The organism is Thermosphaera aggregans, from assembly GCF_014962245.1.
Classification (GTDB): domain Archaea; phylum Thermoproteota; class Thermoprotei_A; order Sulfolobales; family Desulfurococcaceae; genus Thermosphaera; species Thermosphaera chiliense.
Genome location: NZ_CP063144.1, coordinates 97,799 through 119,550 on the forward strand (window position 1 = coordinate 97,799; position 21,752 = coordinate 119,550).

The 21,752-nt window shown below is 50.7% G+C and carries 25 protein-coding genes and 1 tRNA gene; 13 read left to right on the plus strand and 13 right to left on the minus strand.

Annotated features, from left to right (window positions below):
• Positions 1-91: 91 nt before the first annotated feature.
• From IMZ38_RS00615 to IMZ38_RS00635, 5 genes are all read right to left on the minus strand, one after another.
• The gene (locus tag IMZ38_RS00615) at positions 92-325 is read right to left on the minus strand and encodes a hypothetical protein (protein ID WP_193436287.1); all 234 of its coding nucleotides are present in this window, start codon (positions 323-325) and stop codon (positions 92-94) included.
• A 62-nt stretch (positions 326-387) separates the two neighbouring features.
• Positions 388-765 carry a hypothetical protein gene (locus IMZ38_RS00620; protein ID WP_193436288.1) on the minus strand — a complete coding sequence of 126 codons (378 nt, stop codon included), beginning with the start codon at positions 763-765 and terminating at the stop codon, positions 388-390.
• A 339-nt stretch (positions 766-1,104) separates the two neighbouring features.
• Complete coding sequence (locus IMZ38_RS00625) at positions 1,105-2,043, minus strand: glycosyltransferase family A protein (RefSeq protein WP_193436289.1); 939 nt, start codon at positions 2,041-2,043, stop codon at positions 1,105-1,107.
• A gap of 3 nt (positions 2,044-2,046) precedes the next feature.
• Complete coding sequence (locus IMZ38_RS00630; protein WP_193436290.1) at positions 2,047-3,198, minus strand: glycosyltransferase; 1,152 nt, start codon at positions 3,196-3,198, stop codon at positions 2,047-2,049.
• A gap of 225 nt (positions 3,199-3,423) precedes the next feature.
• Positions 3,424-3,870 carry a pyrimidine dimer DNA glycosylase/endonuclease V gene (locus IMZ38_RS00635; RefSeq protein WP_227410938.1) on the minus strand — a complete coding sequence of 149 codons (447 nt, stop codon included), beginning with the start codon at positions 3,868-3,870 and terminating at the stop codon, positions 3,424-3,426.
• Here IMZ38_RS00635 and IMZ38_RS00640 point away from each other — a divergent pair.
• Positions 3,782-3,979, plus strand: a complete 198-nt coding sequence (locus IMZ38_RS00640; protein WP_193436291.1) for a hypothetical protein — start codon at positions 3,782-3,784, stop codon at positions 3,977-3,979. The genes IMZ38_RS00635 and IMZ38_RS00640 overlap by 89 nt on opposite strands.
• 39 nt (positions 3,980-4,018) lie before the next feature.
• Here the strand turns inward: IMZ38_RS00640 and IMZ38_RS00645 are convergent, their stop codons facing one another.
• From IMZ38_RS00645 to IMZ38_RS00655, 3 genes are read right to left on the minus strand one after another with little or no spacing between them, the layout of a single operon-like run.
• Positions 4,019-5,416 carry a metal-dependent hydrolase gene (locus IMZ38_RS00645; protein ID WP_193436292.1) on the minus strand — a complete coding sequence of 466 codons (1,398 nt, stop codon included), beginning with the start codon at positions 5,414-5,416 and terminating at the stop codon, positions 4,019-4,021.
• Between the two features lie 2 nt (positions 5,417-5,418).
• On the minus strand, positions 5,419-6,753 hold the full coding sequence (locus IMZ38_RS00650) for a tripartite tricarboxylate transporter permease (RefSeq protein WP_193436293.1): 1,335 nt from the start codon (positions 6,751-6,753) through the stop codon (positions 5,419-5,421).
• Positions 6,754-6,763: 10 nt separating this feature from the next.
• The gene (locus IMZ38_RS00655; protein ID WP_193436294.1) at positions 6,764-8,812 is read right to left on the minus strand and encodes a hypothetical protein; all 2,049 of its coding nucleotides are present in this window, start codon (positions 8,810-8,812) and stop codon (positions 6,764-6,766) included.
• A gap of 96 nt (positions 8,813-8,908) precedes the next feature.
• Between IMZ38_RS00655 and IMZ38_RS00660 the strand changes: the two genes are divergently transcribed.
• Positions 8,909-9,304, plus strand: coding sequence for a hypothetical protein (locus tag IMZ38_RS00660; protein WP_193436295.1), 396 nt, complete (start codon positions 8,909-8,911; stop codon positions 9,302-9,304).
• 230 nt (positions 9,305-9,534) lie between these two features.
• On the opposite strand, the gene IMZ38_RS00665 is transcribed toward IMZ38_RS00660, so the two are convergent.
• The 4 genes from IMZ38_RS00665 to IMZ38_RS00680 form a co-directional block, all read right to left on the minus strand.
• Positions 9,535-10,218, minus strand: a complete 684-nt coding sequence (locus IMZ38_RS00665) for a hypothetical protein (RefSeq protein ID WP_193436296.1) — start codon at positions 10,216-10,218, stop codon at positions 9,535-9,537.
• 127 nt (positions 10,219-10,345) lie between these two features.
• Entirely contained in the window at positions 10,346-10,690 is a 345-nt protein-coding gene (locus IMZ38_RS00670; RefSeq protein WP_413743236.1) for a carboxymuconolactone decarboxylase family protein, read from the minus strand.
• 48 nt (positions 10,691-10,738) lie between these two features.
• A complete protein-coding gene (locus IMZ38_RS00675) occupies positions 10,739-11,206 on the minus strand; it encodes an aminoacyl-tRNA deacylase (protein WP_193436298.1) in 468 nt (155 codons plus the stop codon).
• 57 nt (positions 11,207-11,263) lie between these two features.
• On the minus strand, positions 11,264-11,686 hold the full coding sequence (locus IMZ38_RS00680; RefSeq protein ID WP_193436299.1) for a winged helix-turn-helix domain-containing protein: 423 nt from the start codon (positions 11,684-11,686) through the stop codon (positions 11,264-11,266).
• Between the two features lie 87 nt (positions 11,687-11,773).
• Between IMZ38_RS00680 and IMZ38_RS00685 the strand changes: the two genes are divergently transcribed.
• The 6 genes from IMZ38_RS00685 to IMZ38_RS00710 all read left to right on the plus strand — a co-directional run bounded on the left by IMZ38_RS00685 (position 11,774) and on the right by IMZ38_RS00710 (position 17,734).
• Positions 11,774-13,846, plus strand: a complete 2,073-nt coding sequence (locus tag IMZ38_RS00685; protein WP_193436300.1) for a beta-propeller domain-containing protein — start codon at positions 11,774-11,776, stop codon at positions 13,844-13,846.
• A 108-nt stretch (positions 13,847-13,954) separates the two neighbouring features.
• The gene (locus IMZ38_RS00690; RefSeq protein ID WP_193436301.1) at positions 13,955-15,097 is read left to right on the plus strand and encodes a hypothetical protein; all 1,143 of its coding nucleotides are present in this window, start codon (positions 13,955-13,957) and stop codon (positions 15,095-15,097) included.
• Positions 15,084-15,344, plus strand: a complete 261-nt coding sequence (locus tag IMZ38_RS00695) for a KEOPS complex subunit Pcc1 (protein ID WP_193436302.1) — start codon at positions 15,084-15,086, stop codon at positions 15,342-15,344. Before IMZ38_RS00690 ends, IMZ38_RS00695 begins: the two co-directional genes overlap by 14 nt.
• A gap of 46 nt (positions 15,345-15,390) precedes the next feature.
• On the plus strand, positions 15,391-16,032 hold the full coding sequence (locus tag IMZ38_RS00700) for a 30S ribosomal protein S3ae (protein ID WP_193436303.1): 642 nt from the start codon (positions 15,391-15,393) through the stop codon (positions 16,030-16,032).
• A 56-nt stretch (positions 16,033-16,088) separates the two neighbouring features.
• Positions 16,089-17,330, plus strand: a complete 1,242-nt coding sequence (gene glmU / locus IMZ38_RS00705) for a bifunctional sugar-1-phosphate nucleotidylyltransferase/acetyltransferase (RefSeq protein ID WP_193436852.1) — start codon at positions 16,089-16,091, stop codon at positions 17,328-17,330.
• Positions 17,331-17,365: 35 nt separating this feature from the next.
• Positions 17,366-17,734, plus strand: a complete 369-nt coding sequence (locus IMZ38_RS00710; protein ID WP_193436304.1) for a DUF2095 family protein — start codon at positions 17,366-17,368, stop codon at positions 17,732-17,734.
• Here the strand turns inward: IMZ38_RS00710 and IMZ38_RS00715 are convergent, their stop codons facing one another.
• Positions 17,735-18,955: a redox-regulated ATPase YchF gene (locus tag IMZ38_RS00715; RefSeq protein WP_193436305.1), complete on the minus strand. Its 1,221-nt coding sequence runs from the start codon at positions 18,953-18,955 to the stop codon at positions 17,735-17,737.
• A gap of 87 nt (positions 18,956-19,042) precedes the next feature.
• Here IMZ38_RS00715 and IMZ38_RS00720 point away from each other — a divergent pair, with 87 nt between their 5' ends.
• The 5 genes from IMZ38_RS00720 (at position 19,043) to IMZ38_RS00740 (ending at position 21,470) form a co-directional block, all read left to right on the plus strand.
• On the plus strand, positions 19,043-19,705 hold the full coding sequence (locus IMZ38_RS00720; protein WP_193436306.1) for a 50S ribosomal protein L15e: 663 nt from the start codon (positions 19,043-19,045) through the stop codon (positions 19,703-19,705).
• Positions 19,672-20,139 (plus strand): RNA-binding domain-containing protein, encoded by a 468-nt coding sequence (locus IMZ38_RS00725; protein ID WP_193436307.1) that lies wholly within the window; start codon positions 19,672-19,674, stop codon positions 20,137-20,139. The genes IMZ38_RS00720 and IMZ38_RS00725 overlap by 34 nt, the downstream gene beginning before the upstream one ends.
• Before the next feature lie 50 nt (positions 20,140-20,189).
• Positions 20,190-20,792 (plus strand): ribonuclease P, encoded by a 603-nt coding sequence (locus tag IMZ38_RS00730; RefSeq protein ID WP_193436308.1) that lies wholly within the window; start codon positions 20,190-20,192, stop codon positions 20,790-20,792.
• Complete coding sequence (locus IMZ38_RS00735; RefSeq protein ID WP_193436309.1) at positions 20,785-21,249, plus strand: Rpp14/Pop5 family protein; 465 nt, start codon at positions 20,785-20,787, stop codon at positions 21,247-21,249. The genes IMZ38_RS00730 and IMZ38_RS00735 overlap by 8 nt, the downstream gene beginning before the upstream one ends.
• A gap of 136 nt (positions 21,250-21,385) precedes the next feature.
• Positions 21,386-21,470 (plus strand) — tRNA-Leu (locus tag IMZ38_RS00740).
• The last annotated feature ends 282 nt before the right edge of the window (positions 21,471-21,752 follow it).

Consider the following 21,752-nt stretch of genomic DNA (forward strand, 5'->3'; position numbering starts at 1 on the left):
GCCCTTGCCAAGACCGTTTTTAACTCACCCTGGGCATGTTTACCTTAACCTCAACGTTCCCAAGACCATCCCTCTCGACCCCGCCCCAGAGCTAATCTAACACCTTACGCGAAACCCTTGTCGCAGAGCCTACAATGTAAAGTTTATAGTCAGGTAGCTTCTCTACTACTGTAAGAATGTTTTTAAGCCCCTCCTCCAGGCTGAACCTTGACCCTGCGACAATCAACGCATCCCTGCGGTCGCTGTGGAAATACTCTACGTCGAAAGGAAGGTGTAAAATCTCCACCCTGTATTTCAACCCGTAGATGGATTCAAATACTCTCATAGTCCATGTGCTACTAACCAGGACTAGCTTGGTATCACCTGTTAAGGACTAAGCCACCCTTCTCACAAGCCAGTTATAGGTTTTCCTCGCCAACCCTGTGTCAGCATAAGGAAGCACGAGGGGACATGGACATGCACTATATCCAATGGATATGGAAGATAGGGAACCGTATCAACAAATAATTCACCTTGCTTTCTTTCAACCTTAACTAGCAGGTATCGGGTTAGCAGGCCCCTTAACCTTACAAGCCTTCCACGAGTGAAGTCCATGGTGGCTTTGTTAATAATCTTACTCATTAAAGGAGCTTCGTGGAGTTCGATGGCAGGGTTGAAACCTTGTGTCATCAACTCGATAGTTCTTTTAAATCTTTCCTTACCTACGACAATTGTGATCAGCTTCGATTCAAAACCTAGCTCAAGAAATGCCTTATGCATCTCCACCTATAGCTTCTCTTCCCCCCGCCTACTTCTAAAAGAGGGTGGAAAACCAGGATTCTCGTACTGAGTCGCTACTCTAATGTTTTTCGGTTCTTACTTATTATTGTTTACCCGGGAGATTATGAAGAGGCTTCCTCGACCAAACCCTAAGTTTCATTATTCACCAAACCCCTCCTACATTTCAAACACTTAAACTTCTAATCTTATACATCCAAGGTAATCCCGGTTATAGTGGTTGCGAAAAATTAAAGCTTCTAACTCATCCTTAAGTTTAAGAAAAGCTAAATAACTAATCAGGCATCAACACTTGAATTACTCTTTAAGGTAGGAAGGGTTCGTCCGCTACTTCAACACTGTCACATTAACTACCAATGGAATAAGCGATTTATCAATAAGCTGTGGAGTATTGTAATATAAGACCCGGACATTGCGAGTCTTGAGACGAAACTTCCACAGACTCCCTGAAACAAGGCTTAAAGCTTTTTCATCAATTGCTTTTTCACCACCCTTCACTAAGTTTATCAAAGTGAGTGTAGCCCCAAATTGAAAGAATTTCTCATCTATACCAGCCTCTCTTAAAGGGACAGCCTTGGTAAGGGTGGTTAAATCAATCCATGTTAAATTATCAGGTCTCCGGTTCCTGTAAAACCCTAATAACCTAGCTGGAACGTAGAAGATCGCTAGTCTTTTACTTCTGCTTACTATCAATCGATATATTGAAGGAGCGCTACCTCTCAACTCGTCTAGGGTTCCCTTCACGACTCTCTTCAACCCACCGTACCTTCTCTCGCGCTTAGTCATGTAAGCTGATGCAATCTCGTTGAAACCTGAAACAATAGGTAGGTGTATATGAAATCCTATTTTTGAAACAAACTCCACATCCTCGCCATAGTTCAGATCCCGCCAACCCCCTTTGCCGAGAGCAAGCTCTCGTCTGACTATCAATAGTCCTCCGGCGTTCACAACCTGCTTTGTTTCCACAGCATACTCTATCGCTTTATGATAAGCCGGAGTATATACCGTATCCAGATCGAACCATGCAGTCGTAGAATTTTCTGGACATTTATAGAGTGCTATGTGCCTACCTAATCCCCTAGTACATTGGTATCGATAAAGCTTAAGATTGTAATCTTTTCTGAGCTCTAAAAGCTTCTCCCATGTTCCATCAGTGGAGTAATTATCCACGATCACGATATCGTGCTCCGGCCTCCAAACAGACTCCACACTCTCCTCTATGGTGCGGACGTTATTGAATACTGTGCCGTAAATGCATATCTTCAAATGTCACAGCTCCTGTGCCAGCTTCTTAACTCTCAATATGTAATTCACTTTATCTACAATGCTCTTCCTAAAATTATCATAGCTGAAAATAATGGAGTTCTCAATGCCCTTCTCCTTTAGCTTGCTATATAATTCCTTGTCATCCTCTATTGATTTTATAATGCTTGGGACCTCACTTATACTGCTATAGCCGAGCATGCTAGAAACCTTGCTAACCACGTCATACCATGCACCTCCATCCTTATACACTATTGGGATAGCACCGGCTGACATTGCTTCAACAACCGATATCCCAAAGTGTTCTGGGAAAGGCGGGTGAAGATAGAACATTGCCCTACCAAGCAGTTCCCGCAACTCATACCTAGGAATGTCTGGCTTGAACTCCACATTCGTTAATTTCAACTCATCTCTTAATGCTTTCAGTTTTTCAAAAACCGACGCAGACCCCTCAGTGGTGGTCCCTGCTATAACAAACTCGTAATCCGGTAACTGCTTAGCTACCTCAACTAGTATTTTGTCAAGGTTTTTCTCATAAACAATCCTGCTAACGGTGACAACAAGCTTCTCTCGCTCCGCATTCCCTGAAACCTCCCTGAAATACTCAACATCCACGGGCGGGTAGATAATGTCCGGGACCACATTATATGCCTTGTAAACCATGCACGCGGTCCAGGTAGAATTGGCTATAACCCTGCCAGTATGTTTTGACAACCTTTTAGCCACTAGGTTAACCAGTCCATTGTAAGCATCCCATTGAAGGCCAGCCTTATCCCTGGGCGGAAGAACCGCGGGATAATGTATGTATGACACGTCCGCCCCGGAGGGAACATTGCTCTGTGTGTCAATTACGAGGTCGGCTTCACTCATAGCTTCATCTATCTCTTTTAAATAGAATAGAAGCCTGCGAAGCCTTTCAAACCTGCCGCGGGACATCTTTTCTATGAGCTGTGCCAACCTATTCTTTCTAACACTCAACCTCGTAGGGATTACGTTGCCGTACAAGTCCTTAATCTTCTCATCTTCAACAGGAGTCTGAGTCCATATTTCAACGTCGAAACCCTGCTCTATCAACGCCTGCGAGAGCCTAAGTACAAGCAACTCCCCGCCTCCGAGAACATTGAGAGAAGCGTGTAGAATCAATATTTTACCGGACACTCAAATACACCACCGCATTCTTCGCAACTACTTAAACAATTTTTACACTATGGAGAGATATTTAAACGCTCAGAACCATGTACACGGGAGTATACCATTTAACATGTTCATCCCGTCTAAACAATCACTTCACAAATGTTATTTACTCATTTTCAATTAACATAATTCGATGGATATTGGAAAATGCCGGTTTTAAACCATTGAAATGAGTAACCCGGTAATCTCTTATGTGAAGTCTTTCAGTCTTTTATTATTGCTTTTCTCCCACTCCTCTACGTCGCCTTCAACAACTCTGAAAACAGGGTTGGCTTCAATGCTACTCGGGTCTACTCCTCTAATTCTTTCAAGCCAGGCCTTGTCGCGTTTCTCAAGCTTTCTAATTAAGTGGTTGAACTCGTAAATGAGCTGTCCACGGGTTACCTCTACTGCTTCATGGAGCTCGACCACCCTGATCTTTGAAAGGCTGAACCTGTAGCCTCTCGCGCAAGCTTCCAGGTAGACCTGGTAGAGGTATGCGTCGATCAGGTCCAGGGGTTTCTCATACTTCTTAAACCTTGCAAGCTGGGGGTGGTTTCTGTAACCCTTGGTCAATCCCTGGAGAACACGTCTTGCTAGCAAGCCCTCCCTCCACAGTGCTACCAGCCCTATCCTATCCAGGTATTTCGGATGTATTGACCACAGTCTCGTTGAAAATCCCTCTTCGAATCCATTGTTTAAGCTAGTGTTTCACAAGCAACTGAATCCCTTCCATCATCATGGGGTTTTAAAAAATGCTGCATGATAATGGGAGGAGTTGACTACGTAGTATTGGCTATGGTGCCTAGTATCCTCCAACCTCCTCGTAAGCTTCCTCAACAGCCTCTTTAGCCTTCTCCTCCTCAAGCCTCTCCTTCTGCTTTATGAGGAACCTTCTCCTATCCAGCACGCCCCAAGCGTAGATCGCGATGGCTGGGAGTGCTAGTAGGAGGAGTAGCAGGGCATCCCCTGCCGCTGGTGTAACGGGGAGAGTGTTGGACAGCTCTATCGGCTTGGGCATGCCGGGAGAGATCTCGGGCATGAACCTGTTCACGTTCCAAGCAGCCAGCGCTAGCATCAGCCAGTTTGTCGCGAAGTTTATCAAGCCCTGCCTGCTCGGCCCCAGCATCAGCCCAGGTATCCTCCTCTTCGTCAACGGCGGGAATAGGACCGAGCCCATGAAGCCCAGCTGGTCTTCCAGGACATGCATCGCGTGTCCCAGCATTGACGCTACTGCGAGGTAGAACCAGTTAGCGTAGCCTAGTGCAAGGGTTGCAAGCCCTATTAACCCACCGATCACCACGCTCGCTGTCAAGCTGTGGGAGAAGCCCCTGTGCCACGGTATGAACACCTCCTCGACAACATCCCCCACTTTCTCATAACCTATCTCGGGGCCTGAGAAAGCATCTATCACTGTTGGCCTAGGGTAGACCTTTCTGAAAGCATGCTTCGTCTCAGCAACCCCTATCCTCCTGTACTCAGGGGGCTCTGTCCCCTCGAGGGGTAAGCCTCCAGTGGAGACCAGCGGGCCCATGTGAACGATTATCCTCCTGTTCTTGGAGTCGTACTGGATTAGGAACCTCCTGTAGAAGTCCCCCGGCATCCTTATATTGTGTATTTTAACGGTTACCATCCTCCCGGTCTCGTAAGCCTCGTCAATAGCTCTTGCAACAGCGTCTGCAACATACTGCGGGTGTGGGGCGTCCGCAACATTCCAGTAGACTGAGCCACCCTCGTCCACCTCCAGGTAGCCCGGTATCCTCACCCTCCTGCCCGATGCTGCCAGCTCCTTAATGCTTGACCCGAGCATTCTCCTAAGCTTTTCGTAATCCCCGTTCCTGGCGACCACTACCACCGACCCGGTTTCATCCGCTAGCTTAAACCTCGCGTAACCCTCCCTCTCCTCCAGCACATCCTCGATCCTCCCCTCAAGATAGTAAAGCCTCCATCTCAAGCCCTGGGAGAGCTCGCTAACCCTTATCCTCCTGGGGGAGAGTTTTCTCAACGGATCCCTTGGGGCGGGATCCACGAGGTAGTCCACTCTCCACAGGAACTTCTTGAACTTGAAGTCCAGGAAGTCTGGCAGGTATGCTGAAACCCCTGCTAGAACCGGCCACATGACTCCTTTGACAAGGTCTGAGAGCAGGGGCGGGAAGAACATTGCCATTGCTAGACCGGACAAGTAGTGCGTCCACCCTCTCATCCTCAACCACCTAGCCCTAGCAGTTCAAGGAAGAAGCCGGCGAACCCCATGGTGTTTGCGAGAACGGGGAGGATTAGGGAGCCCAGGCAGTAGCTCAGCCTCGTGTTGAAGACCATTGCAGCGAAGCCAACGCTTGTCGCCGCGAGCATTAAAACCAGGCCCACGGGCCCTGTCAAATAGTATACGAGGCTCACGAGGAACACTAGGGTGGCAGCGGAAATGTAGACGTAGCTCACCCTGGTTAGAAGGCGTGCCACGGCTTTCGACAAGTATAGGGTGACAACGAAGGAGACGGCTGCTGCTAGGATGATGAAGGCTGCTCCAACATAGAACTCAGCCCATGTCTTAGGCGTGTAAACCCCTCCTACAAGCCATGCAACCGAGCCCCTGGTTATCCTCATGGTTGGGTGGAACAGGAAGAAGAGAGCACCAGTGTAGTATACTGTTCTAGCAGCTCCCTGGCTGATCAGGAAGGTGTCGTCGCCCCTGCTACTCGCCATGTGCCCCCCAACCAGCGCCCCCATTCCCCCGGTTATTATTGGGAAGAACGCAGCTATCCCTCCCCCTATTATCCCGGATGCACTGCCGTTTACGACCGCGCCTGGAGCCGTCTCCACAACATCCCTCGTATCCTGCCTGGGAATGCTCCTCCTGGAGATAAGGTTTCTCAGAACCCATGGGAAGCCGAAGAAGCCTATGAACAAGGGTGTTAGCCTAGCGTACGCTGCTTCAATCCTTAATAAACCCGAGTATGAAGCTATGAAGCCCAGTATGCCTGATGCGAAGAACACCAACACCCCGCCTAACACCTGCCTCCAGGCAAGCCACAGCTTCTCCCTAGGCGTCCTCCCATGGTCGGCTTCCTTAGGGTACTCGCTCATGAACATGAAGACAACTATTGCCAGCAGGATGAACCAGTAGTATGGGCTGAAGAGATTATATATCACGGGCATTGCGTAAACGCCGATTGTTGCCATGAACACTGCGAGGAAAACCCCCCCTGTCAACGCGCCGATCAGGTAGAGCAGTACAGCCCTGTGACCCCTCCCCGCTAGCAGATACCTCTGCGACGGGAAGAGCATAAGCATCATTGACTCGTCTGAAACACTGAGATATGTTGAAGCAATGGAGCTGGCGAACGAGAACCCTACTACAGCTCCGAGGGCGAAGTATGGGAGAGCGTAGATGTTGGAGGTTATGAACCCCGGGGCCAGGGCGAACACAAGAACCAGGAGGTTGAAGATGTGGAGCCCCGGGATCCACGATAGCAGTAAGCCCATGAGGGTGCCTGTTAAACCCCATGTTAAAACATCGACAGGGTTGACTAAAGCCTCCATAACCCTGCACCTACCCTAGAACCGTGAACCCGTTCTTAGAGATCACCACGATCTCCTGCTTGCTACCGTAGACATCCCTGTACCCTGCAACCTTGACCAGTGATCCGTTAGGCGGTGGCGAGGACATTCCGAGATCGCTGACGGTTGAAGAAGGTATGAACACTGTTATAACAGCGCCTGTTGAATCAGTTATGTTGATCTCCCAGTTGTTTCCTGATAAAACCCTAGAGCTCACCACTGTGGCGTTGAGAACCATCAGGGGCCTGCCTAAAGGCTGCGCCAGGGCTTCCTGAACAGTAACTGTTAACGGAGCCCTGAGCTCAACCACTTCACCGTACACGTACTCTACAAGGCTGGCTGACTTAACAGTGCCGTTGATCCTTATGAGCGATTTCCAACCCACTATGGCCGGATCCAGGAAGGATATAAGCTGCGTCCTGCTCATGGAAACGTTGACCGCGAAGCCTTCATCGCTCGACCTCACCTCGACATAGTATATTCTCTGGGAGCTGTCGTAGCGTATCGCGTAGAAGAGTCCTGTGAACGAGACGTTGGAGCCAACGTAGCCTGGCACACTCCTAATGTCTATTTCGATGAAGGCAGGGGGTTGCGGAGGCGGCGGTGGCGGAGCTGTCTCAACGGTAATCCCGTTCACAGTGTAGACAACGATCTCGTCCGTGCTACCGTAGACATGCCTGTAGCCGGCGACCGAGATGTAAGTGCCCTTCGCCGGGATTTCAAACCCCATCGACTTAGCCACTGTCGACGGGACGAACACCAGTATGTTGTAGCCTGATGGATCGCTCACGTAAATCCTCCAGCTACCACCGCTTGTCGTGCTTGATGATGAGACGGTTACGTTTCTCAGAACTATGATCCTACCCCTCTCCTGCGAGAGGGCTTCCTCAACACTACTGGTTTCAAACGGGGGTGCAACCTCCACCGGGTCTGCCGCATACGCGACCATGTACGTTGAATTGACCACGTTAACAGTTAAGTTGAACACTGTGCCGGAGCCCACGCTCCACGGGTCAAGCGCTGTTGCCATGAGAGCTTTAGGCATCATAATGTCTCCCGTAATACCCTGGCCCTCCACATCCTCGAAGACAAGCCTGCACGGGTCGTCGAAAGCCTCGCAGTAGACTCCTAGGAATCTTGCCTGCGTCCTAACCGTCTGCCCCTCGTAGAAGGCTGTGTTGAACACCAGGTCTCCGAAGCTCACTGTTTCAGCCACGGGTAGCACTCCTATGTTGACATCCTCGAGCTCGCGGACAACGATCTCTGGCGAAGTACCCCTATAGTAGTAGACCACTCCGCAGACGTCCACGGGGACTCCCCCGGCTGAAATAGCTGATAAAACCGGGGTAGCGTCATCCCCGTAGACATGGTTTATTATTGTTGGTATCAGAACCGTCACAGCACCCCTGGATGTTGCGACGTCGAAGAGCAGTCCCGATGAAACATTACGGGGGCTTTTAACCAAGCCCTGCACGCAAACATACGAGTACTCGGCGATTTCTTCCAGCGAGTCCACGTAAACCTTTCCATCACCGCTCCCGGGTCTCTCAAGTATTTCAACACCCCTCAGCTCCTGGAGGTAGGCGTAAGCGTAATCCTCCCTCACCCTCAGCTGGACGAGAAGCCTCACCCTGTCCCCTATGAAAGGTATTTTCCGAGCCTTGATCATATCGGATGCGAGAGGGTCGTAAGCGTAGACTGATAGGCTCACGGGCGTTGAGTTATCGTTAACGGTTACCGTAATCCTCAGCTTCCCTCCTGAGTAATCCACGCGAGGAGGCTCCACGACAACGCCTTCAACGTAGAATGTGGCGTAGTTCATTAACACGTTGCCCTGGACATCGCTGATCCTTACAACCGGGATGGGCGAGTACCGTGCCGCGGCGAAAACACCTACAACGCTCGCGAGCACTAGGGCTACGGCTATTATCTTGAGGAAGCCCACGTTGTAGAGCCTTCGCTCCTCGGTTTCGGGATAGTAAAGGTACTTCTCGATCTCCGAATACTCGCGGGAGTCAGACGTAGAAGCCACCTCGATCATGCAGGGTAGTGTATTATCTTATTTCTCCCCAAACCTTAAAATATTTAAAATAACCTGTTCAGTAGAGTAGGTGAACACTACCTGTCTAAACCCGGGTTGCTTGCAAGGATTGTTTTAAACCTTGCTAGAAATGTTTTCCAAGCATACGCTGTGCTATGGCTTCTGAAACCTCGCAAGGCTTCATCAATGAGCGATGTTTTCAAACTATTCTACCTCGACTTCTTAGTGCTGGATGAAAAGCACGTGGAGATCGTCAAGCTGAGCGATAACGAACTGGTGACAAGATGTAGGAATCCCTGCCCGATACTCGAGCTCTCGCAAAGATTAAGGGTTGACACAAGGGTTTCCTGTAGAATAGTCTCGGAACCCGTCTGCAAGTACGTGCTTAATAAACTGAACCCTAAGCTGGTTTTCGAGAGAAACTACGAGCATATAAGACCATACGCGGACAGTTGCGAGGAGAGAGTATATTTCGGGGGCACGCAGGCTTGAACGTGAGGTTCTATCCACTCGTTTAAAAATCGTTGAGACGGGGCTTTCACAACGTTTGAAGGAATACTACACCTCGAAACATCTTCCCTCAGTCTTTTCTCATCGCTTCTAGTCTCGGTTTCGATCGGCAGGGTTTTTCAAGTCTTACAATGTTGTCACTGATAAAGCGGTTGTGAGAAGCAGGTTGTTAAAGACCTCAAATACTTGCCCAGGCCTCGATGATTGATAAACTACAACCTATCCCTGGTGAATAACAATAGTATCGCTGAAACAACTACTATCACAGGTGCAGCCACCAGTAGAGCAGGCTCCGGGATGGGGACAGGCCCTCCACTGCCCGGTTTCACGGAGACGTAATCACATCTCGCAGTGTCGTTGCTAATGTAGACTGTGAAGCTTATTTCCCCGGCGAGCGGGGTTAAGTAGTTCTTGCCGACCACAACCTCTAATGTGTCGTTTAATACTGTTTTAGCATAAACACTAGCTGATACCTCAGCACTACCCGCCTCCTCCCAATCCCATGTTGAGCCACCACCTACATACTTGTAGAGCTTAACAACCGGGCTCGACACGGTGGTGCCATCGATATATGCTTCCAAAAGGTAGTCTGCCCCGATACCTGTCCAGTGTTCAAGACCTGTTGAAGAATCATTATCGCTATCTATTAACACTCCGTAGAAGTATGTAGCTTCAGAGGGGAGGGGGATATTGCCGGTAACGGTTATGTTAAAGCCTACGTGCGTTACGTTAAACCCGTATCCGACAGCTAATATGTCCGTGAATCCAAGTGCACACTTACCGTCCCCGAGGCTGTCGCTGAAATCCCTGGTGTAATCCCAGCTTGCAATAACAGTGATCGATGCGGTTAGAATCAACGCCAGAGTTACAGCTGTTAGCACTTTGGCTTTCCGCAAGCATAACACCTTGCTTCATGTGTGCTAAAAACATATGTTTTCCTTCACAAGTATTTAAACATCAGCCTGGTTGAGCGCTAATCCCTGAAGCGTGAATTCTCGGGAAGCCTCGTAAATGCGTTGAGCACTATTTACCGTAGTATTTCTTCGCGAGCTCGTAGGCTTTAACACCATAAGCTAACGCCGGGCCGCCCCCCATGACCACTGCTGTTTTCAAAGCATCCAGCACTTCCTCAAAGCTTGCACCAGCCTTGTAACACTCCTCCATGTGCCACATGATGCATGGCTCGCACCTGATGACTACTCCTATGGCGAGCGAGATCAGCTCTTTCGTCTTCTTGTCAAGCGCCCTGCTTGATTCAGCTGTCTCAACGAACTTCATGAACAGCTGGAGCTCCTCGGAGAGGGCTAGCATTTCGTTAAGCTTCTCCTTAAGCTTTTCAAGCTCAGAATTCTGATACGTGCTCAACACCCCACATAATATATTATGCATCCATGGATAAAACGTTTTCAGCGAAGACTACTCGGCAATATCGGAGACGACGGGCTGGGTTAGAGCCAGTAAATCCCTGGTCTTCAACTCTAGAAGGGAGTGAGTGCTACCACCGCCCCCGATCACCGTCTCCCTGTTCAACACCTCCCTGTCGACATAGGTTTTCAAACCATGTCCAACAGGCGGGACCGCTCCAACAGGGTATCCCGTCGCCTTTTCAACCTCTCTCGCCCTGGCCAGCCTGAGCTTTCTACCAGTAATGCTTGAAAGCTTGTCCAGGCTCAACCTCTTATTACCAGGGATGATTGCCGCCAGGGGCTTACCCTCCTCGTCAACCAGCACGAGCGTTTTAACAATCCTGCCAGGATCCACGCCCAGCTGCTTGACAGCTGCCTCAACCGTTGCAGTATGCTCTGGGAACTCGTACAGCCTGTGCCAGACGCCTTTCTCCTCCAGGAGCCTTCTCAAACTCTCAGTACCCCCTCGCAGGCTCATCAGCACTCCCCTTAGAGCCTTATCCTAACGTTTAAATATAATACCCTCCACGAATCCTTAACCAGCCCTGAGCCTGTGCCTCATGATTAATCCTTCGACAAGGAGGATTGTGAAAGCCGCTATGCTCGTGATCAACGCTACAATGCTTTCAGGGCTCGCCCTCCGGGCCGCAACAATCAAGTATGACTGCCCTATGGCAATGCCTAGGAAGAACATTGAATATATGAGTAGCCTGGGGATGAGCCTTCTCCAGAGGATAACATAGCCTTCCAGGGGTATTGCCTTAGCGATCACGTAGCCCTCGCGGGCCCGGGTGATCACGCCCAGTTCCTCAAGCCTTTTCAAATGGTAGAAGACGCTGCTGACAGGTATGTTAAGAGCTCTCGCAACATCCCTGACACCCCTGGGCTCCCGCGACTCTAGAAGGTAAACATATATTCTCAGCGCTGTGCCGCTCAAGTCCTCGCTACTAGAATCCATCAGCCTGCGCCCATTCAACAATTAATTACTGATTCATCCATTATAAGCGATCCCTTTAACCAGGATTGTTCTAAAACCTGAACAAGAGTGTTCAAACCATGGAGTTATCAAGCCGTAAGCATTAATGGTAAACAGGTGGTTGATTTGAGAAAACATGTTTTCATAACCCTTGCGCTCGCAGCAGTGTTGATCGGTGCTTCCATACCCCCGTTGATGACAGGATTCCTAAGCCAAGGGGGTTTCACCACAACTACGACTCAAATCCCAGGTGGAGCACCCCCTACATACAATCTCGAAGGCTTGAAAAAGTTCAGCAACTACGGCGAGCTGGCAGAGTTCTTGCAGAAGGCTTCAATTGTGAACAAGTGGTACCCGGGGCCGCTTTACGGGCCGCTAATAGCGATGAGAGAGGAGTCGGGCGGTGGTGCGGGGTCCCAGCCTGCTTCTAAAACCAACGTGCAGGTTGAAGGGGTTGACGAGCCTGATATTGTAAAAACCAACGGGGAGCTCGTGGTTGTTGCCTCAGGGAACAAGGTTTTCGTAGTAAGCACTTTGGAAAAGGCTGTCGAGTCTGTGATCGCTTTTGAGACAGGCGTTAGGGGATTGTTCCTTTACAAGGAGAAGCTTGTTGTTCTCGCCGAATCCTACGGATACTACTACGAGGGCGTGGAAACGGTTCAGTATTTAGCACCGCCTATTGGAGCACCCAAGCTGATTGTTCACTTCTACAACCTCACAAACCCTGAAAACCCCGTGCTTCTCGGGAAGGTTTCCGTGACAGGGTACATGCTTAGCTCAAGGCTTCTCGACAGCTACTTGTACCTTGTAGCGAACACCTACATACACGAGCCCATCATCCCCTACGTTAACGAGAAGCCCGTGCCTCTTGAAACCCTTGCAGCAGTGGATCAGCATCCTGACGCTTACGCTGTAATACTCGTAGTCGATCTCGAGGAGCTTGCCTACGCAACCTACACCTTCCTTATTAGGAGCGGCGGCTGGCTTTACATGTCTCTCAGCAATCTCTACATCGCCTGCGAGAAGCCATTATGGCTTGCTGAGGCCTACGCCATGGTGCTTGAAGCAATCGCTGAGCACATGCCTCCTGAGCAGAAGGGCGAGGTTTTAAACCTGCTGAACCAGGGATTGGTGGATAGGGCTTACGAGAAGGTTAACAAGTACTTGTCAGGCTTAAGCGATAACGCTAGGAGGAGGCTTCTCGACGAGGCTGTCTCCAGGGTTAACGCGGAGCCTAGGAGAGATGAGACAACGTTCTATGTTTTCACCGTTAACGGTCTCTCAATAAGCTTGAAAGGATCCTTCACTATTCCAGGATTACTGCTAGACCAGTTCGCCATGGAGGAGGCTGGAGAATTCTTCATCACCGCTACAACGGAGGCCAATTACACGGTTACGGCTGACTTCCTCCCCGTTGTATACACAATATACTATGAGAACCAGGGGATAACTGAATCCTCGTTTAAAAACACGACAGGCGCCCTCTACGTAGGCTGGAGCAACACTATGATGGGCAACAGCGTGTTCATCGTAGACTTGAACAGCCTCAGCGTGGTTGGATCCCTGAGAAATCTAGCCCCCGGTGAAAGAATATACTCTGCAAGACTGATCGGTAGAATCTTCTTCCTCGTAACCTTCAGGCAGGTAGACCCGTTGTTCGCAATAGATGTTTCAGACCCGGGCAACCCATCCGTTATAGGCTTCCTTGAAATACCCGGGTTCAGCGAATACCTCCACCCGTTAAGCCATGACAGGCTCCTTGGCATAGGGGTTGAGGATGGGTGGCTTAAAATATCGCTGTTCAACGTAACAGACCCTGTTAACATGAGCGAGATATTCAAGATCAACCTGCCGTCGACGTGGTCCCAAGCCCTATACGACCACCACGCTGTCACCGTGCACCCTGAGAGACAGCTTGTTTTAATACCCTTCGCAAGCTACGGCGGGGGCGGCATGTCAAGCGGGGCGCTCGTGATCAAGTATAACAGTGATGAGTTAAGGGTTGACGCCGTACTGCAGCACCAGTCCTGCGTCCGCACAGTATACGTTGGCGGTGAGCTATACACTATCTCTCCCGGGCTGATCAAGGTGTTCAGCCTTGAAACCTACGAAGAGCTTTTAGAAATACCGCTTCAGGGTTAAACCAAATCCCGCCCTTCAGCTCTAAGTCTTTTTTCCATCCCACCCTTGTCCCGGAGCCTAATCCTTATTATTAATCAAGCACAATATTTAAACAGCTGGTGCAGTGGCTTGGGCAGGGAAGTGCTCATAAACTTTATACAGCGCGAGAAGAGCTTCAGGATAATCCCCAGCAGTGACATTGACTCCTTGCTCGCCTCAGCCATTCTTTTGAAAAACCTTTCCCAGCATGGCTACGATGTTAAGGTAAGCCTTGACTTGAAGAGAATAATCGACGAGCCCGGGGAGCCAGCATTGCTTCTTAACCTGAAGCCTGTTAAACCCTCAAGCCAGGTTGTCCTGGAGCCGGCGAGAGATAGTGGTTTAACCGGTACAGTGGTTAGCGTGCTGGACGAGTACTTCGGCGTTGACAAGTGGGACAAGATCCTCGCCGTTACAGCCGGGGTTTACAAGGGGCTTGACACGGGGGGAGAGGGCTTCAAAGGGGTTGAGAAGAATATTTTGAACAGTCTTCTAGAAGGCGGCGAGATATCGTCCGAGCTGAGCTTCAGGCTTTGGGGGCATAGGAGGGTTGGGCTTTCCAAGGCGTTCACCAGAACCCTCAACCCGTTCATCCCCGGGTACACAGGGGTTCGCGACAGGGTTGAGGAGTTGTTGAAGAACATATCCAGGGGGAGGCCTGTTGAGAAGCTTCAGGCAGCCGACTTCTTCACCGACTCGGGGAAGCCGATGCTGACCGACCTGGTTAGAACACTGCAGAACACTGTTAAAGCGCCGCCGGATTACGTTAAAAACAGTATTCTAAAATTGATCGGTTTCGAATACTCAACATCCATTGACACCAGGAGGATCGAGCTTCTCGAGCTGGCGGGGGCTCTCATGGTTTACGCAAGCCTTAAGGCTGAGAACCCGGCCAGGATACTGGGGGTGACGCTTCCAAGCGTTGCAACACAGATCCTGGCGATATACGAGGAGGTGATCGACGAGCTCGCCGCAGTACTCGCCTCCTCAATACCCGGGTACTTGTTCGAGGGAAGGCCTGTTGACGTGGAGGATTTCCTGGAGAGGGCTGACATCGTGGCTGACGTTGCAGGCTGGTACCTGCCGCAGGTTAAAACCCCTGCCTCAATCATCCGGGGCGACCGCGTCTACACTGTGGCGAGGGAGCTTCTCAGGGTTGGCTGGGATCCGAGAAAGGTTTACGAGTCCTGCGATGATAAGCAACTATGCGTGATCCAGGGTGGCGGGGTTTAAAGCGGTTGTTAAAGCATCATCAGGAAACCCGTGCTTCATCGCCTCGGTTTACAGGATGCTCCACCCGGATAACGCAACGCCTCCGAAAGGGGTTGTCATAGAGGAGAGGGTTAGCGGGGAAGGCTCCTCCTACGAGCTTGTTTTCACAGCCCCTGGGGGTTTGAAGGAGCTTAGGACTTTGAAGGGGGGTGTTGACGAGGTTTTGAAGCTACTGGAGGTTGCTGAGAAGCTGGCAATGTTTAAATAACCCCTAAAACGATATAAACCCTACCTAGACATGGAAAGGGATGATTATGCCGGCTAAAGCCAAGTATACTGCGCGAGACAAGTGGAAGATGAAGAAATGGTATGAAGTGCTCGCGCCGAAAGCTTTCGGAGAGGTGTCGCTGGGCACTACCCCGGCGGATGAGCCCGAGAAGCTTATCGGCAGGGTTGTTGAGACAACCCTTTACGACTTAACAGGCGATATTTCCCAGGTACATGTCAAGCTGTACTTCCAGATCGTGAGCGTTGAGGAGGGTAAGGCGTACACCAGGTTCAGGGGGCATGAGCTGGCGAGAGACTATATGAAGAGCTTGATCAGGAGGAAGAGCAGCAAGGTCCAGGCAATACTCGACGTTACAACCAAGGATGGGTACGTAATGAGGCTCACCATAGCGGCCTTGACAAGCTTCAGGTGTAAGACAAGCCAGAGAAGAGCTATCAGGAGGATTATCAAGGACTACATTGCTTCCAAAACCCCGGAGCTCACTATGGATGAGCTGGTGAACGAGATACTGAGCGGTAAGATATCTAATGAAATAGCCGAGCTTGCTAGGAAGATATACCCTATCAGGCGTGTTGAAGTATACAAGTCTAAGCTCATAATGATCCCCACGGAGGAAGGGCCCAAGCCAGCCGTGGTTGTCTCCCCGGTTCAGTTGAAGTCTAAGTAGCCTTACACGATTCTTTATTAACAAACACTTGTTCTTAACAATAATATGTGAATGCTATGAAAGCCGTTGTCCTAGCCGCAGGTAACGGTGTACGCTTAAGACCTGTTACGGAGACGAGGCCTAAGCCGCTCATCCCAGTTCTCTGCAAGCCGGTTTTAGGCTGGCATCTCGAATGGCTGAGTCGTTTAAACATTGACGAGGTGGTATTGGTCGTAAACTATATGAAGGAGATGATCATGGAGTACGTGAGCAGGTTTCACAGGGGGCTCAGGGTCAGGTACGTGGTTCAGGACCCGCCGTTGGGCACTGGCGATGCCGTGGTCAAGGCACTGGACCACCTGCCGTACGGTGAGGACGTGCTCATAGTGTACTCGGATGTTTTCATGAAGGATGCGAGCGTTTACAGGGAGCTGGCCAGTATTAAAGAACCCGTCATCCTCGGAGCCGTTGTGGATAAGCCTGAACACTACGGGGTGCTCGAGCTAGAGAATGGGAGGTTGAAGAGGATTGTGGAGAAGCCACCGCAACCCCCCTCACCCATCGCTAACGCAGGGGTCTACAAGCTCAACACTAAGGATATTGACGAGCATAAGAACGTAGGGGTTAGCGTTAGAGGGGAGGTGGAGTTCACCGACATAGTTAGCAACATAGCCAGGGTGAAGCAGGTGAACGTGTACACGTTGCCTAAGGGGTGGTGGATAGATATAGGGAGGCCGTGGCACATACTGGAGGCTAATAAGATGGCTCTCGAAGACTTGAAGAGGAGTATTAAAGGAGTGGTGGAGGAGCCTGTCAGGATAACCGGGGAGGTGTACGTGGGAGAAGGCTCCACGGTCCACTCGTTCTCATCGCTGGAGGGGCCGGTTTACATAGACTCTAACGTGGAGGTGGGGCCGAACGCGAGGGTGAGGCCTTTCAGCGTTATATGCAGCGGCTCTAAAGTAGGGTTCAGCGTTGAAGTAAAGGAGAGCGTCTTGTTCGAGAACGTTAGAGCAAGCCACCTCGCTTACATAGGCGACAGCGTCGTATGCGAGAACGTCAACCTGGGGGCGGGCACGATCACTGCGAACCTCAGGTTTGACGAGAAGCCTGTTAAAATGATGGTGAAGGATAGGCTGGAGGATACGGGAAGGGTTAAGCTAGGGGCTGTCATCGGCGGGTATGTGAAAACAGGCGTTAACGTTTCAATAATGCCGGGGGTTAAGATAGGCTCGTACTCCTGGATCCTGCCGGGGGCTGTTGTCCACAGGGACGTGCCCTCGAAAACCACATACCCTGAGCAACCGCGCAGGTTATAAGCCGGGTTGACAAGATATTTTACACGATGATGTAAATGATCCATGATATCGAAGAGTTCAGGAAGAAGTACCCGAACCTCTACAAGGAGCTCGTGGAGGATAAGGGGAAGAGCATAACAGTCGGCTTCGACCCCTCCAGCATAGATCCTTGGAGAGGCTATGTCCCAGGAGTTGTAGACTACATAAGAAGGTGTAGGAGTGTTGAGGAAGCCCTTCGAGTCGTCGACTACCTGAGGGAGCGTGGTGAGATCGGGGAGAAGGAGGCTTCAGAGCTGAAGAATATTCTAGAGGAGAAGGGACTCGGTTTCTTCGGCGGGAGAAAAAGCGACGACTACTACTACAGGGAGGCTTCAAAGTACTGGGAGAGCTTGAGGGCTAGGAGGAGCGATCGGGAAGGGGATTGATCAGGACTTAGTGGACACTATCTTCACCACATCCCCATTCTTCAACACATAGCTCTCACCAATCCTCTCCTTCCTCTTAGCGTCGACAGCGTAGAGGAAGCCCTGCCCCAGCTCGGTGTGAACCATGTAGGCTAGCTCCCTGGCCGTCGTGTTGCCTGGGACAAGGTAGGCGTCCGGGAGGATGTTGCCCGAGTGATCCGTGTACTTGTTCTGATCCTCAACCGGGTAAACCACTATCAGCCCGAGCTTCCTGAACACTGCGTAGTTTAGAAGCTCCTGCACGCCCGTGGACCCGTATTTCTCGAGAACATTAACCCTCACCAGCTCCAGCGCCCTGGACTGCTCCCTTGACAGCTCAACCCCTGGCTTCACCGTGAACCCTGGGTCGCCGGGCAGGTAGTCTATGAGGCCTGATTGAGCCGCCTTTCTCAGAATCATCTCCGCGAGGCCGCTGACAGGCTTCACATCGTCACCATACTTCTCCCTCAGCCTTTTCACATTCTCCTCCGCTACGGGATGGTCCGCCTTGTTAGCAGCTATCACTATGGGCTTGGCAACCTGCCTAAGCTTGAGAGCGAAAAGCTCGACATCGCTGGTGGACCAGTTCTTGAAGGGCTTCGACTCCAGGCCGGACTCCCTCAACGCCTCGATAACATGGTGCTTCCTAATGCTGAGGCCTGACAGGTTCTGCGTCACAAGGTCGAGAGGGGTTGAGGATGATTGAATGCTCTTCGCTATCTTCGCCTCCCACACTCTTTTAACAACCGAGGAAAACCACTCGTCAATCTCCCTCCTGATAAGCTCAACCTCCTCCAAAGGATCTTGGGTGCCGGGCTTAACCGGGTTTCCCTCGAGATCTGTCCCGCCCGATGCATCGACAACGTGTATGAGAACGTCAGCCTGCCTCAGGTCATCCATGAACTTATTACCCAGCCCTCGTCCCCTGCTAGCTCCTGGTATGAGCCCGGCAACATCCATTAGCTTGACAGGGATAAACCTGAAGCCTCTGGCGCAGAAGCCTGTTCTAGGATTGCACTGCTTGAGGCCGAGCTCGACGTGGACGCAGGGGGTTCTAACATAGCCTACCCCTATGTTGGGCTCTATGGTTGTAAAAGGGTGGTCGGCTATTTTAACGGGAACCATTGTTAAAGCGCTGAAAAGGGTTGACTTGCCCACGTTGGTCTTGCCTACGATGCCTATGAGCTTCTCGGGCGGGGGCATTCACAAGGCACCATGAATTTCTTTAAAAACCATACTTTATAAACCCCGTATAAAATCATATTAACCCTTAGTAATGGTGCTTAAGCCATGGCTAGAAGCGTCTACCACTATATTGCGGAGCTTTGGAAGAAGCCTTACGAGGGAGACATGAAGGAGTTGATGAGGCAGAGGCTGATAGAGTGGAGGCGGCAGCCCTCGGTGGTGAGGGTTGAATCCCCGACAAGGCTTGACAGGGCCAGGGAGCTTGGCTACAAGGCTAAGCCGGGCTTCGTAATCGCAAGGGTAAGGGTTAGGAAGGGAGGTCAGAGAAAGCCGAGGCCTGACAGCGGTAGAAGGCCGAAGAGAATGGGTGTTTACGGGTACGCCCCGGCGAAGAGTATAAGGCTGATAGCTGAGGAAAGGGCTGCCCGGAAATTCCCCGGTCTCGAAGTCCTGAACAGCTACTACGTGGGCGAGGACGGCAGGTACAAGTGGTATGAGGTAATACTGGTGGATCCACACCACCCGGCAATATGCAGCGACCCGGAGATTAAGTGGATATGTGAGCCGCAGAACAGGGGCAGGGTTTTCAGAGGCTTAACCAGTGCTGGGAAGAAGATGAGAGGGTTGAGGAAGAGCCGCGGGATCAGCGGCACAACCAACTACAAGTGGAAGAGGAAGCAGAAGGAGAGGTTGCTGAAGAAGAGGCATGAGGCTAGCAGGGGAGCACGCGATCCATGGCAGGTAGCAGAGAGGATAAACGAAGAGTAGTTGTTAAGAGCGTGGAGGTAACCACCTCCTGCCACTCAACAGAGGATTGTGAGAAAGTCCGCACAGCTCTTTTAAACCTGCTTCCCAAAACCCTTCAATCAAGCGTTAAGATTGATTCTGAAACCCTCCACGGCTTCTACGGCAACAGGATCTTGCTGATGAAGGCTGAAGCCGTGGACGGTGAGCTACTCCTCAAGCACCTGGCGGAAAACCTTTCTGATACCGAGAAGAGCATTCTATCAGCAAGCTTCAAGCTCAGGTATGATGTTAGAACGGGGAGGCTCTACTTAAGGTTCAGCAAGCAGGATGCTTACGCGGGAAGCCTCAGGCTTCTCGACTCTGACGACGTGGTGAAAGTAGTCGTCCACTTCTCCAACGCTAGGAGGGAGGAGGAGGTTAAGGCCCTGCTTAGACAAATAGGCTTAATACGTTGAAGCCGTGAATATCTTAATTGTGTCATAAACTGTTAACCGGCTGGTAGCTCATGTTCACAGACTTAAACGTTAAAGACTGTAGTAGCGAGCTCCTGGAGAAGGCTGCTGCACTAGGCTACTCCGCGCTCGCCTGCTGGGAGAACCCTGACGGTGGCGGAGGGGTAAGGGTTGTGGGGAAGAAAGTGCTCTCTCCCAGGAGCCTCGAGGAGTTGAAGCAGGCACTGGCTAAAATCCCTGTTGGTAAAACCGTGGTGTCGGTCTCCCCACGGGACACTGCGACGGCGAGGTGGAGTGCTCACGATGGAAGAGTTGACACCATAGTTATGACTCTCGAGAACATTGACGTGTTCGATAAGAAGCAGTTCTCCACGATGAAGTACTATGGGAAGCCCCTTGAGATCTGGCTGAGCGATCTGAGAAGGGCTGGCAGCGTGCACCTGGCCAAGTATTATAGGAGGGTGAACCTTGCTTTAAGGATGAAGATCCCGGTTGTAACCGGCTCAGGGGCTTCGGACTGGAGCCAGCTACCCCATCCCAGGGCCGCAGTATACTTTCTAACACTCCTCCTGGACTTCCCGGAGAAGGAAGCACTCCTCTCCCTGACCAGCCACCCTTACTCGGTGATCGCGGGGAAGGTGGGCTCCAGTGGCTGACCAGCTCGCAGCAATCCTCATGGTACTGGTTGTAGTACAGGCCGTTGTGCTCGCGGCCACAGTGTATTTTCTTAGAAAGGTTAGAAGAGTGCTGAGGGTTTGGAAAACCCTGGTTGAGAAGGAGCGGGGCAAGCCTTCGAAGCCTAGGAAGAGGTACGTGGTTTTCACGCTAGCGTGCAATGGGAACCCTTCTAGAGAAGTGATTGAGAAGCATGTTGAAAACGCTTTCACCACCTACTACGGGAAGGCAGTACTCGCCAAGGCATCCCCCCAGCTCATATTCATGGATGAGGCGGTGAGGAAAGGTGTTTACAGGGTTAGCCACCTGTACGTTAAACACTTGATCAGCTTGTTCACAATCCCGCTGGAAACCGAGGAGTGCAAATGCCTCATAATACCTTTGAAGACAACAGGAACTCTTAAGAAAGCGTTGAAGATTATCGGTAGAGGGCGGTGAACCTATTTAATAGGCTGTTGAAGAGATCTCTACAATAGATGATGACGCCGCTCCAAAATGAGAAGTGATTGCTTCGCGACGATCTGATAACCTGTAATGTTTTAAACCCTTGATCACAGATAACTTAATGAAAAGTGCGGGGGTGCCCGAGCTTGGTCAAAGGGGGCGGACTTAAGATCCGCTGGCATAGGCCTGCGTGGGTTCAAATCCCACCCCCCGCACTAATTTACTGGTGTATTCTTGCTTATGTGTGCTGAATTCATGGGGTGGTTAGATTTCCCAATTGGGTAAGTAAAATATCGCGAAAACCAAAAAGAACAATCTTAATGGGCCTGTCTTTGTTGGTATTTGGTATTGCTGGGACATTAGTAAACATAGTTCTTCAGAGAACTATTGACGTAGTTTTATTTGCAAGCATGGCTTTCCTCGGCATTATTGTTCTATTTTTCTATGAATGATTAATGCGGAACGCTGATAGGTTGTAAAAGCCTTGAAACACAAAT